This window comes from Halomonas sp. SCS19 (assembly GCF_040147015.1).
Lineage (GTDB): Bacteria > Pseudomonadota > Gammaproteobacteria > Pseudomonadales > Halomonadaceae > Halomonas > Halomonas litopenaei.
On record NZ_JAMSHN010000001.1, the window covers coordinates 581026 to 595353 of the forward strand.

General features: G+C 58.5%; 14 protein-coding genes and 1 tRNA gene. 3 read left to right on the forward strand and 12 right to left on the reverse strand.

From position 1 onward, the window contains the following. Positions 1-4 precede the first annotated feature (4 nt). Both NFH97_RS02280 and NFH97_RS02285 read right to left on the reverse strand, forming a co-directional pair. Positions 5-670, reverse strand: coding sequence for an amino acid ABC transporter permease (locus tag NFH97_RS02280; RefSeq protein ID WP_253028971.1), 666 nt, complete (start codon positions 668-670; stop codon positions 5-7). Positions 671-1110: 440 nt separating this feature from the next. Continuing rightward, entirely contained in the window at positions 1111-2115 is a 1005-nt protein-coding gene (locus tag NFH97_RS02285) for a LacI family DNA-binding transcriptional regulator (protein WP_349624361.1), read from the reverse strand. Between the two features lie 135 nt (positions 2116-2250). On the opposite strand from NFH97_RS02285, the gene NFH97_RS02290 reads away from it, so the two are divergent. Then, positions 2251-3696 (forward strand): sulfatase family protein, encoded by a 1446-nt coding sequence (locus tag NFH97_RS02290; RefSeq protein WP_349624362.1) that lies wholly within the window; start codon positions 2251-2253, stop codon positions 3694-3696. 509 nt (positions 3697-4205) lie between these two features. Here the strand turns inward: NFH97_RS02290 and NFH97_RS02295 are convergent. Genes NFH97_RS02295 through NFH97_RS02315 form a run of 5 tightly spaced genes read right to left on the reverse strand, consistent with a single transcriptional unit; the run spans position 4206 to position 8355 of the window. After that, entirely contained in the window at positions 4206-4547 is a 342-nt protein-coding gene (locus tag NFH97_RS02295; protein ID WP_349624363.1) for an NIPSNAP family protein, read from the reverse strand. A 1-nt stretch (position 4548) separates the two neighbouring features. Further along, positions 4549-5046 carry a TRAP transporter small permease gene (locus NFH97_RS02300; RefSeq protein ID WP_253028975.1) on the reverse strand — a complete coding sequence of 166 codons (498 nt, stop codon included), beginning with the start codon at positions 5044-5046 and terminating at the stop codon, positions 4549-4551. After that, positions 5043-6329 carry a TRAP transporter large permease gene (locus tag NFH97_RS02305; protein WP_349624364.1) on the reverse strand — a complete coding sequence of 429 codons (1287 nt, stop codon included), beginning with the start codon at positions 6327-6329 and terminating at the stop codon, positions 5043-5045. The genes NFH97_RS02300 and NFH97_RS02305 overlap by 4 nt, the downstream gene beginning before the upstream one ends. Positions 6330-6387: 58 nt before the next feature. Beyond that, positions 6388-7359 (reverse strand): TRAP transporter substrate-binding protein, encoded by a 972-nt coding sequence (locus tag NFH97_RS02310; RefSeq protein WP_349624365.1) that lies wholly within the window; start codon positions 7357-7359, stop codon positions 6388-6390. Between the two features lie 57 nt (positions 7360-7416). Next, on the reverse strand, positions 7417-8355 hold the full coding sequence (locus NFH97_RS02315) for an NAD(P)-dependent oxidoreductase (protein ID WP_349624366.1): 939 nt from the start codon (positions 8353-8355) through the stop codon (positions 7417-7419). A gap of 135 nt (positions 8356-8490) precedes the next feature. Here NFH97_RS02315 and NFH97_RS02320 point away from each other — a divergent pair, with 135 nt between their 5' ends. Beyond that, positions 8491-9231 carry a FadR/GntR family transcriptional regulator gene (locus tag NFH97_RS02320; RefSeq protein ID WP_349624367.1) on the forward strand — a complete coding sequence of 247 codons (741 nt, stop codon included), beginning with the start codon at positions 8491-8493 and terminating at the stop codon, positions 9229-9231. An 18-nt stretch (positions 9232-9249) separates the two neighbouring features. Next, a complete protein-coding gene (locus NFH97_RS02325; RefSeq protein ID WP_348827782.1) occupies positions 9250-10902 on the forward strand; it encodes a thiamine pyrophosphate-binding protein in 1653 nt (550 codons plus the stop codon). 390 nt (positions 10903-11292) lie between these two features. Here the strand turns inward: NFH97_RS02325 and NFH97_RS02330 are convergent, their stop codons facing one another. From NFH97_RS02330 to queF, 5 genes are all read right to left on the reverse strand, one after another. Then, on the reverse strand, positions 11293-11625 hold the full coding sequence (locus NFH97_RS02330) for a gamma-glutamylcyclotransferase family protein (RefSeq protein ID WP_349624368.1): 333 nt from the start codon (positions 11623-11625) through the stop codon (positions 11293-11295). Positions 11626-11916: 291 nt separating this feature from the next. Continuing rightward, a tRNA-Ser gene (locus NFH97_RS02335) sits at positions 11917-12004 on the reverse strand. A gap of 164 nt (positions 12005-12168) precedes the next feature. Beyond that, positions 12169-12771, reverse strand: a complete 603-nt coding sequence (locus NFH97_RS02340; protein ID WP_349624369.1) for a YiiD C-terminal domain-containing protein — start codon at positions 12769-12771, stop codon at positions 12169-12171. Between the two features lie 6 nt (positions 12772-12777). Continuing rightward, positions 12778-13338: a nitroreductase family protein gene (locus NFH97_RS02345; RefSeq protein WP_108131653.1), complete on the reverse strand. Its 561-nt coding sequence runs from the start codon at positions 13336-13338 to the stop codon at positions 12778-12780. Between the two features lie 123 nt (positions 13339-13461). Further along, the gene (gene queF / locus NFH97_RS02350) at positions 13462-14316 is read right to left on the reverse strand and encodes an NADPH-dependent 7-cyano-7-deazaguanine reductase QueF (protein ID WP_124802430.1); all 855 of its coding nucleotides are present in this window, start codon (positions 14314-14316) and stop codon (positions 13462-13464) included. Positions 14317-14328 lie beyond the last annotated feature (12 nt).

Genomic DNA, 14328 nt, shown 5'->3' on the forward strand with positions numbered 1-14328 from the left:
GGCGTCAGCTCACAGGGTAGGTGAAGAGTTTGCGACGAATGAGCGCGAATACGCCCGAGAAGCCCAGCGCCATCGCCAGGTAGGCGGCGGTCAGCACCAGATAGACCTCAAAGCTTGCGAAGGTCGCGGCGTTGATGTCGGCGCCGACAGAAGCGAGGTCGCTTGCCGAGATGACCGAGACCACACTCGACATCAGCATCAGGTAGATGAACTGGCTGGTCAGAGAGGGATATATCGTGCGAAGCGCAGGCTTGATGACCACATGGCGAAAGATGTTGAACGGGCTGAGTGCCAACGCCCGCCCCGCCTCGATCTGGCCGCGCGGAATCGCTTCGATACCGGATCGTACGATCTCGGTGCCGTATGCGCCGACGTTGATCGTCAGCGCCATTAGCGCCGCGGTGTTCGGGGAAAGCGTGATGCCAGCCGCCGGCAGGCCAAAGAAGATGAAATAGATCTGTACGATGAAGGGCGTGTTGCGGATGACCTCGACATAGGACGCCACGATCATTCGCAGGGGTCGAACATGTGACGTGCGGGCGACGGCACCGAGAATCGAGATCCCCAGCCCGAACACCATCGCGGTGGCCGATAGCCGAATGGTCAGCAGTGCCCCGACGAGCAGCGCATCCCAGCTCGCGAAGACTGGCTGAAAATTGAAATCGTACATGTTTGTCCTCCTTGTTGTTTATATCGTTCTAAATTGCACCTTACACAATGTCAAGGTAGGAGGCCGGTTCACGCCAAGGGCCATCGCTGCCGGCACCTTCGCCAAGCCATCCGTTAGCGTTGTCGAATATGAATCTACAACACTGTTAAACATGGATATTTCTAGCGTATTCGAGAACTTCTTCGACGCCGGAACAGCAGGAAATTCCGCGGGCGCCAGGCTTGATATCAATAGTCGTAGAAGCCGACATCTCAGGCTTCCTGGCGCTTGGGTCGTCGATACCGCAGCAAGCGCCGACAAGGGGAGACTACCGGGAGGGCGAAGGAGGATCGCACTACCACTCGCCGGTAGCATCGAGCCGCTCCAGCGAGAGTGATTTAGACGAAAAATAGCAAGCAGAAACAGCGAAGTAGCCTGTAAGTACTACCGTCGACTGTCCACTACAGGGCGAAGGTACTACCGCGAACCACCAGGGAGGGAACGGTAAGAACACGCTCGAAAGGCGCATCCGGCTTGCCCAGACGGCGCGCTAAAAGAGTGGATGCGCTCGATCCCGTGTTGCCGGGATTCGTTGCCACCGTCGTCAACTGCGGATACGCCATCCGCGCCACGGGCAGATCGCCAAAGCCGATGATGGCATGCGTCTCGCCTGGTACTGCGCCGCTCTGGCGTAGCCCCTGCATCACCCCAGCAGCGACGATATCGTTGAAGCAGATGATCCCAGTAGCGTCAGCGGCTTCGTCCTTGATGCGGGCCCCCGCCTCGATGGCGCCGTCGAGCGAGAACTCGGTCTCGATGATGGTTCCCTCGACTCCGTCGGCCTCGGCCAACCCTTGATGGAAGGCGCCAACCCGCTCGGCCCGCGCCGACGACCTGGACGAAACAGACACAAAAACAATGCGTTGGTGTCCAAGGGAGGTCAGATGCCGAACGGCGCTAAGCATGCCGCTGGCGTTGTCGGTCCCGGCATAGTCAGACTCGGTCGGAGAGACCGCGCGCATGGCCTGGATCACCGGAATGCCCCAGTTGGCGATGCGTGAAAGCAGCTCCGGTGGGGTGCCTACGGCCGGACACAGGATGATGCCATCGACCGAATGCTCCCGGAACCTCTGCAGGATATCCTCCTGACGATCGGTGTCGTCATAGCTGTTGGCCAACAGGATGACCCGACCTTCGTCGGCCATGGTCCGCTCGGCGCCCGCCAGGAAATCGATGAAAAACGGATTGATCAGGTTTGGAACGATCAGCCCCACCGTACCGCTGCTGTTGCTGCGCAGCCGGGCGGCCGCACGATCAGCGACATAATCCATATCTTTCATGGTCTTGGTGATCAGCTCGCGAGTCGCATCCGACACCAGTGGCGAATTTCGCGCGACAAGCGAAACAGTCGCCCGAGACACACCGGCCGCCTTGGCCACCATCTCCATCGTCACTTTCTTACGCATCGGACCTCCTTTTTCTCAATCATGCCGCTGTCCTGCCACAAATACTAGCTCACTTGACACCTAGTTAGATCGTTCTATTGACGTCTATCCAAATCTCGCTCTACAGTCATCCATCACGCATGCGAGGAGAACAATATGGATAAGCAACCCAACGTGATAATGATCCTGGCCGACGACATGGGCTTCTGGAGCCTGGGAACGCGCGGCAATCAGGAAGTCCAGACCCCCCATATCGACGCTCTGGCGCGAAGCGGAGTGGATTTCGTCAACTGCTACTGTGTTTCTCCGGTGTGCTCCCCTGCCCGCGCCTCACTACTCACCGGGCGCATCCCGTCGCAGCACGGTGTGCTCGACTGGATCCGTCAGGGCTCCGAGGACAAGAATGGCGACAGGTCCGTCGAATACCTGCAAGGCATGCTGGGATTCAGTGACGCGCTTCATGACAACGGCTACGACTGCGCCTTGATCGGCAAGTGGCATCTGGGTGATAGCGCACGCCCCCAAAAAGGATTCACCCACTGGATCACCATGCCGAAAGGCTCCGACAGCTATTACGGCGCCAGAATGTACCGCAACGGCGTCGAAGAGATAGTCCCGGGTTATCTTACGGACTTCCTGGCCGACGAGGCGACCCACTACCTCGAGTCCCGTGCCGGAGAAGACCGTCCCTTCTTCCTGTCCTTGAATTTTTCCGCTCCCCACCGGCCCTGGCACAAGTCACAGCATCCACGCGAGGTCTGGAGCCAGTACGACGATTGTGAGTTTTCCACCTTCCCTCGCCAGCCGCGCCATCCCGATCAGATCAACAACGGCGTCTATCCCCAGGAAGACGTCAACGAGATGATCCAGGGCTACTGCACCTCACTGACCGCAGCCGACGCGGCGATCGGACGGGTCCTGGCCAGGCTCGAGGATCTCGGTCTCACCGAAGATACTCTGGTCATCTTCACCAGCGACAACGGCATGAGCCTTGGCCACCACGGCATCTACGGCAAAGGCAACGCGACCTACCCGCAGAATATGTACGACCAGGCGGTTCGCGTGCCCTTTATCATGGCCCAGCCCGGCAAGATCACACCAAGAGCCTCGACGGCACTCGTCAGTCACTACGATTTCTGCCCGACCTTGCTCGAGTACCTCGGCATCGATGCGAAGGTCGGCGACAATCTGCCTGGAAGGTCATTTCTGCCCATCCTGACGGGGCCAGATGACACGCAAGACCGGGATGTCGTGGTGTTCGACGAATATGGACCCGTGCGAATGCTCCGCGACAGCCGTTGGAAGTTTATCTGGCGCGTGGGTGACTGGCCCAACGAACTCTACGACATGACCGAGGATCCGGACGAACTCAACGACCTCATCCACTCCCCCGAGCATGCCGATATCGCGGCAGAGCTGGAACAGCGCATGGTTGCGTGGTTCGAGCAGTACGTCGATCCAGCAAGAGATGGCACCAAACAGCCGGTATTCGGCCGCGGTCAGATTGCCCGCGTCGATGCCAACGATACCGATGGTGCACCCTTCGCCGATGATTGGTTCTACCAGAGCAGCGGTGGCGAGGATTCCGGGCCGACACTCTAACCACTGGCTGAAACACCAAGGCACCAGGGCGAATCACTCACTCGGTGCTTGGCCATCGGGCCGAAACTGGGTGACAACGGCGGTCAGGCTCACGCAACCGGTTCAGCCTGATTGCCGCTTCAGCCAGACAAGGGAACGACACCACCATCTGTTGGCTCGTTGAGTCCGCTGTCATGGTGGAGCGCCTCACGTCTTTGGATAGACGGCATTGCATGGCGCGCCCCCTTGGCGATCGTCCCCGCCCGCAATGCGAGGACACGCGGTCTTCCCGACACGAAGCTCACTGGGCGATTCTGGCAGTTCGCCGGCGGGCACGGCCAGGAAATAAAACGCAGTGTGAAGCCGCTTCATCGACCCACGGTCCCCGACATCAATTCCCCAGTTCGACAAAAAGCTCCTTATCTCGGTGAGAAAAGGAGCCCATTGCCATATCGAAACATATATTCGAATCGACTAGAAAGTATTTCCATCAAAAGTCGATCACATCAAAAGTCACTATTTCCTATGTACTACCCTTCGACCTTCTTTACATGAAAGGGATCAAAGAAAGGCGCGGCGACGAGTATCTTGTTCTCCTGGCTGACCAGGTACCCCGCCTCGGCGCTTTTCGCGAGATATTCTTTCCACTCCGGGTCTGCCTGTAGCTTCTGGCGCTTGGCTGCGCGGTCGGCCGAATCCTCGTACATCCACACATGAACATAGGAGTTGACATCACCCGTTTCAACCGCCCCATAAACAACGGGATAACCCAGGTGTTTACTCTGTACCTTCCACCCGTGGTCTTCATAGAGCTTCATGTGTTTCTTGATGGTACCCGGGCGGCATGTGTATGTTCTTAGATCGTAGATCATCTTACTTCTCCTTCATCATGGTAGAAAATGGCGCTTTAACGTCCGCGATCGATTCAAACAGATCACGCAATGAGTAAATCATCATCAATGTTCCCGAGATGGGGATAGCGGCATAGAAAAGCCCCGTCGGAAGGTTCAGTACAGGCGTTACTGCACTGCTCCGTGCCGTCAGCTCCCATCCGTACCACGTCATGGCGAGCATGAACCCAAGGGATAGAAATGCCAGAAAGGCCCTGAGCAAAGGTGCCGCACGCTTTTGCCCTATCACCTGCTCGAGCCAATCTACTCTGAAGTGTGCCCGCTCTCGCCATAAGGCAGCGGAGCCCATGAATACCATCCAGGAAAACAAGCCCCTTACCACCTCATCCAGCCATGCGAAGCTCGCAAGTTGAAAGCTGCGCGCAATGACGCTTGAAAACAGCAGGATGAACAACGCTGCCAAACAGAATGAGGCAATCGCGCGCAGGAGTTGGCCCACCACTCGATCAAGTTTATTCATGAGTTCATCACCAGATCAGGCAGCCATGTCGATATCGCTGGAATCATGACGACGGCCATCAACACCACGAAAAGACCAATCAAGTAAGGCGTCAAGGCACGCGACAAGCGGCCGACGCTGATTTTGGCAATCGACGATGTTGCAAAGAGAACCATACCCACGGGAGGCGTCAGCAAACCGACCATTGAACACATGATCATGATCACGCCGAAATGCACCGGATCAACGCCAATCTGAGTTACGACAGGAAGAAACAAAGGCACGGTTAGTACGATGACCGCGATACCTTCCAGAAACATCCCCAGGACCAGCAAGATAGCAACGATAATAGCCATTATTATTGCTGGACTCTCGGAGAGGGAAAGCATGGTCTCCACCAACTGATTGGGAATGCGTTGGTGTATCAACAGCCAGCCAAAGAAGCCGGCGGCAGCAATAACGAACATGACCCGTACCGTATGGACCAGTGTTTCCCAGATTATCTCGGGAAGGTCGGCTACCTTCACTTCACGATAGACAACCATTGATAAAAACATGGCGTAGGCACTGGCCATGACCCCCGCCTCGGTCGGTGTAAACACGCCACCAAATATCCCCGCAATAATGATCACCGGCGTCAGCAACGATAGAAGTGCAGACAGGAAACTACGGCCGATTTCGGCCCAATCGACATGATCCCGTCGGGACATCTTGTGGCGCAAGGCGTGAACGTAAACCGCCAGCATCAATGCCAGCGCCATCAGGACACCTGGCACAACGCCTGCAAGAAAAAGCTGGGCTACCGACACCCCAGTGATCGATGAATACAAGACGAAGGGTATGGATGGCGGAAACACAGGCCCTATGGTGGATGAGGCCGCCGTGATTGCCGCAGAAAAGTCCGGATCGTAGTCTCGATCCGCCATCGCTTTAAGCTCAACCTGCCCAAGCCCGGCCGCATCCGCCACAGCGGCCCCAGACATGCCGGAAAAGAAGAGTGACGCCAGAACGTTTACCTGCCCCAGGCCACCACGAATATGCCCGACACACGCATCGGCGAAACGAAAGATCCGGTGAGTAATCCCTCCCGTATTCATGAGATTACCGGCCAGGATGAAAAACGGTATCGCTAGAAGCGTAAAACCGGTGGTTGCCGAAAACATTCGTTGCGGCAACATCGCCAGAATATCAAAGTCCCCCTGCAGGGCATAAAAACCAACGGAAATCAGGCCCAGCGCAGCAGCAACCGAAAGCCCGATACCAATCAAAGAGACAAGAGCTCCGAGGATGACGAATGTCAGCATATAGCACACCCCATACGGGATGGAGCGCAGTCCAACGCTCCAACCCGTGCCGTAGAGATTAATCCAGGAAGCTCAGGAATGTTTGCATGTTTTCCTGACCGACATACTCTGAAACGCGATCTCTGGCCGGCCCCATCAGCTCAACAAACATCGCCGAGTCGGGATCCGTCACTTGCATGCCTCGCTCCTTGAGGGCAGCAATATCTTTCTCCTCTTGTGCGATGACGGCGTCCCGCATCATCGTCGAGGCCGCGACACTCTCCTCACGGACAATGGTCTGCTGATCTTCGGAAAGAGAATCCCAGGTGTCCTTATTGACCACGTGGACCATGGAGTTGTAGACATGGCGTGTCAGAGCCAGATGGTCCTGCAACTCGTCAAAGTTGAAGTGGTAGATAACGCTGATGGGATTTTCCTGCCCGTCAACGACCCCTTGATTGAGAGCATTGGGGAGCTCGGGGAAGGCAATCTGCGCGGTTGATGCACCAAGTGCCTCAAGCGCTGCGACGATCTGCAATTCTGGCGGGGTGCGCAACTTCAAGCCGTCCACATCTTCGGGGCTCTCGATCGGCCTGACACTATTGGTGATATTTCTGAACCCATACTCCCAGTTTGACAGCATGACCAGCCCCTCCTCTTCGAGCTGTGGCGCTACCCACTCAAAGAAGGGACCGTCAAGGACGCTGTGAGCCTCTTCGTAACTTCCGAAGGCGAAGGGTGTCATTACCGTACCAAATGCTTTTACATACTTGTCCAATCCCCCCTGGGTCGGCAAGTTCATATCGACGACACCGAGAACGGTTTGCTCAAGCTGCTCGGGAGGTGAGCCAAGCTCGTTTGCGGGATATAGCTCGACAGATACCGCACCCTCTGTTCTTTCTTCAACATTTTTCGCGAATGCCAACGCCGCCTGATGGGCAGGATGAGATTCTGCAGCAAAATGTGCCATTCGTAACGTAACATCCTGCGCTTCAACCGAGGCTGACAGAATGCAAGCGAGCGTGCCGAAAAGGATTTTATTATAATACATAGTACAACCTTCCTCTCATTATAGTTATCAGTTCTGTTTCATTACATCAGTGAGCGCCTACTCCTTCAGGCAAGCTTCGATGCCAGAAAGCTCTTCATATGCCTTGATCACGGCTGTGCAGCCTTCGCTACCGTGCCCCATTATCGAAGCGAGGGCATAGGTGTTGTGCACCGACTGCGCCATGAAAGCCGGAAGACCTGCCTGTTCCAACCACTCGGCATAATAACGAACGTCTTTCTGAGCATTTTCCAATGACATGTGTGGCGTAAAATCACGCTGGAGCGTCAGGTTGCCATAAAGGTCCATCATCCCAGACTTGCCACCAGCCGCCGAGATAATCCCGATGACCTTTGACATATCGAGCCCCTCTTTCGCGGCAAGGGCGAAGCCTTCGCACCAGGACGCCACATTGGCGAAGGCAATGTAGTTATGGATCAACTTCAAGCGTGTCGCGTGTCCGGCGGGACCCACATGAAAAATGTTTTCAGCATAAGCACCGAAGACGGGGCGCAGTCGCTCCAGCAGTGCCTCATCGCCACCAAACAAGACGTTGACCTCACCACGTTCAGCATGAGCGGGAGTGCGGGTCATTGGGGCTTCTGCGTATTGAACAGAGGCCTGCTCACACGCTTTTCGCATCAGCTCGACATGCTCGACCGAGACCGTCGTGTGGTCCAGAAAGATGGCATCCTTAGGCAACTTGGCCAAGGCGCCATCGGGTCCGAGGGCGAGCGCCTGGACCGCTTCTGCGGTGGTGATACAGACGGCAAGAACATCGGACTCTGCGGCGATCTCGCCGACCGAGCCTCCTTTTACCGCACCTTCATTGACCGCTCTGGCGACCCTTTCCGGATCCAGATCGTAGACCGTAACCCTGTGGCCCTTGAGGCAGAGATTCTTGACGAGCCCTCTCCCCATGCCACCCAGACCAACAAACCCGATACGTTGCCCTGCCATTACCTTCTCCTTGTTGCTCTTGTGTTCTGTGGACCTCAAGCTAGTTCAAGCCTGTTTGTCTGACAACTGTTTTTAGTGCTACCTTTGTCGCACTAGCCCCTTGCAGGTCGCATGGCCTACGCTTCAACGACGCGTCGCGGCTTGAGCTGTTCAGACGATCAGGAAGACATCCCAATGCAGGATTTTGAAATCTATGGGCGTATTGATCGCCCTCGCCGGCTACCTGATGAGGTCGCGGTAGCCCTGACCAAGGCGATCGAAGGAGGCCAGCTTCGGCCTGGCGACCGCCTTCCAACCGAGGCGGTACTTTCCAAGAAATTTGGCGTCGCGCGCACGGTGATCCGCGAGGCGATTTCGCTTCTCAAGTACGATGGCGTCGTCGACTCACGACGTGGCGTCGGCACTTTTATTACGGAAACCACCAATCGGTCGGCGTTTCGCATCAGCCCGGGATGTTTCGAAAAACGCAAGCAGATCATAAAGTTGCTTCAGCTTAGAGCAGAGGTGCAGGCAGGAGCCTCGGCGCTTGCCGCTGGAACACGCACGGCTGAGCAAATGCAGGCTTTAGAAGAACTCTTTGCAGAAATCGAGCGACTCGACGCACTCGGTCCAGATGGAGCGCTTGAGCAAAGAGTCGACACCGAGCTCGAATTCTATCGGCGCATTACCGAAGCTTCTGACAATGAATATTATGTCGAGGTTATCGGCATGATTGAGGGGAATATACAGAGCAACCTGCGCTCGGCCTTTCTGAAGAATGCAGCGGCTTCTGAATTCGGCCCTTCCATTCTGGATGAACACCGCGCGGTGAGAGATGCACTGGCAATACAAGACGCATCGCTAGCTCGCAGCGCGACACGCCTACGCTTCGAACGCGCGGCTGAGCGCCTGGCAGCTCGCGAAGACTTTCTATAAGAACAAGGGTCTAGATTTATGAGTGAACAACCGTCACGTCATGGTGGAAAAGTTCTCGTCGAAGCCCTCGAGGCACAGGGGGTGGAGCGGGTATTTTGTGTGCCTGGAGAAAGCTACCTGGCCGCTCTTGATGGGCTTTTCGATTCCGGCGTGGACACCATCGTGACGCGACACGAAGGCGGGGCCTCGCTGATGGCCGAAGCCGATGGGAAACTTACCGGGCGTCCTGGCATCGCTTTCGTCACGCGGGGCCCCGGCGCCACCAACGCTTCCTGTGGCGTACATGTCGCCTACCAGGACTCGACGCCCATGATTCTCTTCATTGGGCAGGTGGCGAGCGATCAGCGCGACAGAGAAGCTTTCCAGGAAGTCGACTACCGGGCCATGTTCAATCCATTGGCAAAATGGGTCGCGGAAATTGATCGCGTCGACCGGATTCCTGAGTACGTAAGCCACGCCTTCCATGTCGCTCAAAGCGGCCGTCCGGGTCCTGTTGTGCTCGCACTTCCCGAGGACATCCTCTCATCAGACTACACTGGCGCCCCGGCTGTACCGGCTGCCACGCTACCTTCGGGCAAGGCGGCTGAGAGCGATGTCGGCGCCATTGTCGACATGCTGGCGAAGGCCGAACGCCCGTTGGTTATCGTCGGCGGTGGGCCCTGGTCCCAGAAAGCCGCCAATGCGCTCGGACGATTTGCCGACAAGGCCGCGCTACCGGTGGGAGCCTCTTTTCGCTGCCAGGACTATCTCGACAACCGACATTCACACTATGTTGGCGACGTTGGTATCGGCATCAACCCCAAGCTCGCGGAACGCGTCAAGAATGCCGATGTCATTCTCTCACTCGGTGCTCGACTGGGTGAAATGACGACCAGCGGTTACACCTTGCTGACGCCTCCCCTGCCGCGACAGACCCTCATACACGTCCACGCAGACGCTGCGGAAATTGGTCGTGTCTATCGACCGGCCCTCGGCGTCGTCGCGAACGCTGCTGAGCTCGTCTGTCAGCTGGCCGATGCAGCAAGGTCGCCGGAGTCACCGCGTGATCAATGGATCACCGGCGCGCGCTCGGACTACGAGGAGTGGCAGCAACTACAGCAGAGCCCCGGTGACCTGAAGATGGAACAAGTCATCTCTCACCTCAACGAGGCGCTCGGTGAGGATGCCATCCTGACAAATGGTGCCGGGAACTACTCCGCGTGGCTTCATCGCTACTATCGCTATCGCAACTGGCCCACCCAGCTTGCCCCCACCAGTGGCTCAATGGGCTACGGCTTGCCGGCAGCGATCGCCGCCAAATTGCGCCACCCCGAGCGAGACGTGGTCTGCCTGGCAGGGGATGGCTGCTTTCAGATGGTGATGCAAGAGTTTGGTGTTGCCTGTCAGTACGGCGCAAATGTCATCGTTCTGGTGTCCAACAACGGCATGTACGGCACCATTCGCATGCATCAGGAACGAAAGTATCCGGACCGCCCCTCGGGAACACGAATGCACAATCCCGACTTCGCTGCATTCGCCAGAAGTTACGGGGGCTTTGGCGCAACCGTGACAAGCGATAGCGAATTTCCAGCCGCACTGCAGGCAGCCAGAGAGGCAGGGGTTCCCGCGATCCTGGACTTGAAGGTAGACCCACACGCCCTGTCGCCCAAGCTGACCCTGGCCCGTCCATGAAGGCAGTAGCCAAGAGATACCCGCACGGACAGGAAGCTGCCCTGCCATCGCCAGGGTAGGCTTGATTCACCCCGACACCCCTGCCGGGCCGCAGCAGCATCTCAGTATCAAGCTGCACTTAATAGGAACCAGCTGCTCGCGCAGAAAGCTGCGCTCGCGGCCCGGGATCGGCTAGCTTGATGGCATCTGATGCACAACTTGGGCTATGGCAATGCGGCGAGCGAGGATGGTATTTCACAGACCTTTCACTGGTAAGTGATCCACCGCCAAGGCGAAAAGCTCGCCACACGTATTTCGATAGCCGGTGATCTTGCGGTACGGGCAATACGCACCATCAGGCCGGTTTGACGCGCCTTTCCACACCACCGCGGGGTGAGATCAGCCCCCTCGTCAGGCCTCTCTGCGCAGGGCGTAGACGTAGGCCTCGACCCTACCGCCATCATCGAGCCTGACGGTGACCGGGGTACGTTGGTACTCGGGCCCCTCGAACTCGTCCAGGGCCGCCCAGTGTTCCGGTAGTGCGTCGGACACGAAGACGTGGCCTCGGATATCGTCGCCGGCGTCATCCAGCACCAGGCCCGGGAAGCCCATCTCGGCGCCCCAACCCGCCTGGTGCAGCCGTCCCTTGATGCTGCCCGGTTGCCAATGGCCGCCGATGGCCTGCATGACGTGTTCGTTGGGTCCGCCCGGCCCCAAGGTCCCGTAGATAAACAGGTGTGCCAAAACGCACCTCCCTCTCAATAGGTAAACGACTAATTTTCTCCGCTAGCCCCTGGGCTGGGCAAGCCCGGCCTGCTGCCAGCGTGCTGTGCCACGCGGTGGAGATCTGCCGTTTGAGAGTGGGAGGTATCGTCAATTCCGGTGCTGTGAAGCGAGGCTTTACCGCTGCCAGATGGATCAGGCTGGCGAACCTGAGGAAGGACAGACACCCTGCATGGATTGGGGTGGGGTCAACGCGGATAGAATTCACATAGAAAAAAGCCGCTGATTTCTCAGCGGCTTTCTCAAATTCTGTGGCGGAGGGGGAGGGATTCGAACCCTCGAAGCCTTTCGACTTACACACTTTCCAGGCGTGCTCCTTCGACCACTCGGACACCCCTCCGCATTGTCATCTCGAGAAACATGATGCCCGCGTTGCGCGGTGCTTATCCCTCAAGACGGCGCATACTTTATCGCCTTAAGTTCTCGATTGCAAGCCGTTTTTCGGCTTACATCAGATTCGTCGTGTGGCAGTTCGGGGTCTGATGGCAAAGCGGCGCGATGGCGTCAGCGTGCTGCGATGGGAGGTTCGCTGGCCAGCACGGCGTAGTCACCCCTCGCTTCCAGGCAAAGGGTGTCGCCGCACCACAGCTGCTGGACCAGGGCTATACGGCCCTTGCCGCGTTCCGCCAGGCGCTGCTCCAGCGCCGCTTCGGCGCCTGTTTCCCTGCCGACCTGCCCGGCACTACCCTGCCCTGCCGCACCACTGGCATCAACGTCTGAGGAGCCGCTTGCCTCGGGTCGGCAGATCAGGCGGTAGTCGCCGGTGACCGGTGCGAGAAAGCGCTGGCTGGCCTCGGCCACCACTACGTCGCGGTTGTAGCCTCGACGGCGCAGCCACAGGGTGGTCCAGCACCAGCCGAGCAAGGTGGTCTGGGCGGCCAGCGAGCCGCCAAAACCGGTGCCCTTGTCGTTGAGGTTAGGGGTCAGGGCAAGCTCCCAGCGCAGCGAGTCCTGGTCGCGCGCCATACGGGTGATGCCAAGCGACCCGACCAGGGGGATGGCCTCACCCAGCCAGTCGAGAAAGGCCCCGGGGTCGTCCTCGCCTCCCTCGGGCGGCAAGACGGGCCGCGGGTGGGCCGTGCCAACGCGTCTGATCAATTCATCCATGAGGGGTTAGTCCCAGCGCTCGACAAAATCCTCACTATCGTGACAGGCGATGGGCTTGTGGCGGCCTCCGAGCTGGCCGATGTAGATAAAGGCGACCAGTTCGTCGTCGTCGCCGAGCCTGAGGCCCTTGCGCACGGTGTCGTCGAAGGCGTACTTGCCACTGCGCCACATGGCGCCGAGCCCCAGGGCGTGGGCGGCCAGCAGGATGCCGTGGGCAGCGCAGCCAGCGGAGATGACCTGCTCGATCTTCGGCACCTTGGGCACGTCCGGGTTCACCTTGGCGACGACGCCGATGATCATGGGTGCGCGCTTGGGCTTCATTCGAGCGCTATTGAGGCACTCGTCTGTCGCCTTGGGGTCTTCGCGAAATTCGGCCTCGGCGAACAATTCACCCAGGCGATCGAGCCCCTCGCCGGAGAACTCGATAAACCGCCAGGGTCTGAGCTCCTTGTGATCCGGTGCGCGCAGGGCGGCGCAGTAGATCGCCTCAAGCTGCTCACGGCTGGGCGCCGGCCCCATCAACTTGCCCATGGAGCTGCGCTCGTGCAGCAGTGTCATTGCATCCATCGTGTCACTCCAGAGGGTCCGAGCCCTGTCACTGTTCAGCGATCGAGAATTCTTCGCATTACCCTACCAGATCACTCGGGTATTGTCTGTGGCGCTGTCGCTATCGCCCTGAGCCATTGCCGACTACTGGCGCGCCAGGCGCAGCGGCGTAGGCGGTGTCTCGCCGGGGGTACCGCGCCAGGGGCTGATGTCGAGACCGCCGCGGCGCACGTAGCGTGCCAGCACCAAGAGCCGTTCTGGGCGAGCCTTGTCCATCAGGTCCATGAAGATATGCTCGACGCAGTGCTCGTGGAAGTCTTGGTGCTGGCGATAGCCGACGATGTAGCGCAGAAGGCCTTCGCGATCGAGCCGGGGACCGCGGTAGCGGATCATCACGCTGCCCCAGTCGGGCTGGCCGGTCACCGGGCAGTTGGACTTGAGCAGGTGGGACGTCAGCGTTTCCTCGACGATCTCGTCACTGACCGAAAGGTGCTCCGGGCTCGGCGTATAGTCGCTGATCTCGATGTCCTGATCGTCGATGCACTCCCCCGGCAACGGGCGCGGGTTGAGCTCGGCGTCGTCCACCGCCAGGATCTCCACGCTGAGCTCGGCACCGGCGGCCTCGCTCAAGTCGCGCTTCAGCGTTTCGATCAGTTCGTCGTGGCCAGCAAAGCGGGTCTGATTCAGGCTATTGAGGTAAAGCTTCCAGGACTTGGACTCGATCAGCCGGGGCGAGCTTGCCGGCAGGCGAAAGCGTGCCACGGCGACACAGGGCTTGCCCCTGGGCGTCAGCCAGGACAGCTCGAAGGCGTGCCATTCATCCTCGCCGACGAAGGGCAACGCGCCCTCCTCGATTCCCAGCGGTTTGCGGTTGGCGGCGCGTTCGATGGGAAACAGAAGCTGCGCATCGTAGCGCTCGGGATAGTCCGACTCCCGTCCCAGGGGCGCATCGGTCAGGGTGTCGGGGCGGTGGTGGGGATCCCGAGGGATAGTGGACATGGCGATACCTGA

Coding starts and splice junctions, on each gene's coding strand:
- NFH97_RS02290 (WP_349624362.1), top strand. CDS start 2,251: ATGGATAAGCAACCCAACGTGATAATGATCCTGGCCGACGACATGGGC.
- queF (WP_124802430.1), bottom strand. CDS start 14,316: ATGTCCACTATCCCTCGGGATCCCCACCACCGCCCCGACACCCTGACC.
- NFH97_RS02305 (WP_349624364.1), bottom strand. CDS start 6,329: ATGCTGACATTCGTCATCCTCGGAGCTCTTGTCTCTTTGATTGGTATC.
- NFH97_RS02280 (WP_253028971.1), bottom strand. CDS start 670: ATGTACGATTTCAATTTTCAGCCAGTCTTCGCGAGCTGGGATGCGCTG.
- NFH97_RS02325 (WP_348827782.1), top strand. CDS start 9,250: ATGAGTGAACAACCGTCACGTCATGGTGGAAAAGTTCTCGTCGAAGCC.
- NFH97_RS02320 (WP_349624367.1), top strand. CDS start 8,491: ATGCAGGATTTTGAAATCTATGGGCGTATTGATCGCCCTCGCCGGCTA.
- NFH97_RS02285 (WP_349624361.1), bottom strand. CDS start 2,115: ATGCGTAAGAAAGTGACGATGGAGATGGTGGCCAAGGCGGCCGGTGTG.
- NFH97_RS02340 (WP_349624369.1), bottom strand. CDS start 12,771: ATGGATGAATTGATCAGACGCGTTGGCACGGCCCACCCGCGGCCCGTC.
- NFH97_RS02295 (WP_349624363.1), bottom strand. CDS start 4,547: ATGATCTACGATCTAAGAACATACACATGCCGCCCGGGTACCATCAAG.
- NFH97_RS02300 (WP_253028975.1), bottom strand. CDS start 5,046: ATGAATAAACTTGATCGAGTGGTGGGCCAACTCCTGCGCGCGATTGCC.
- NFH97_RS02345 (WP_108131653.1), bottom strand. CDS start 13,338: ATGGATGCAATGACACTGCTGCACGAGCGCAGCTCCATGGGCAAGTTG.
- NFH97_RS02310 (WP_349624365.1), bottom strand. CDS start 7,359: ATGTATTATAATAAAATCCTTTTCGGCACGCTCGCTTGCATTCTGTCA.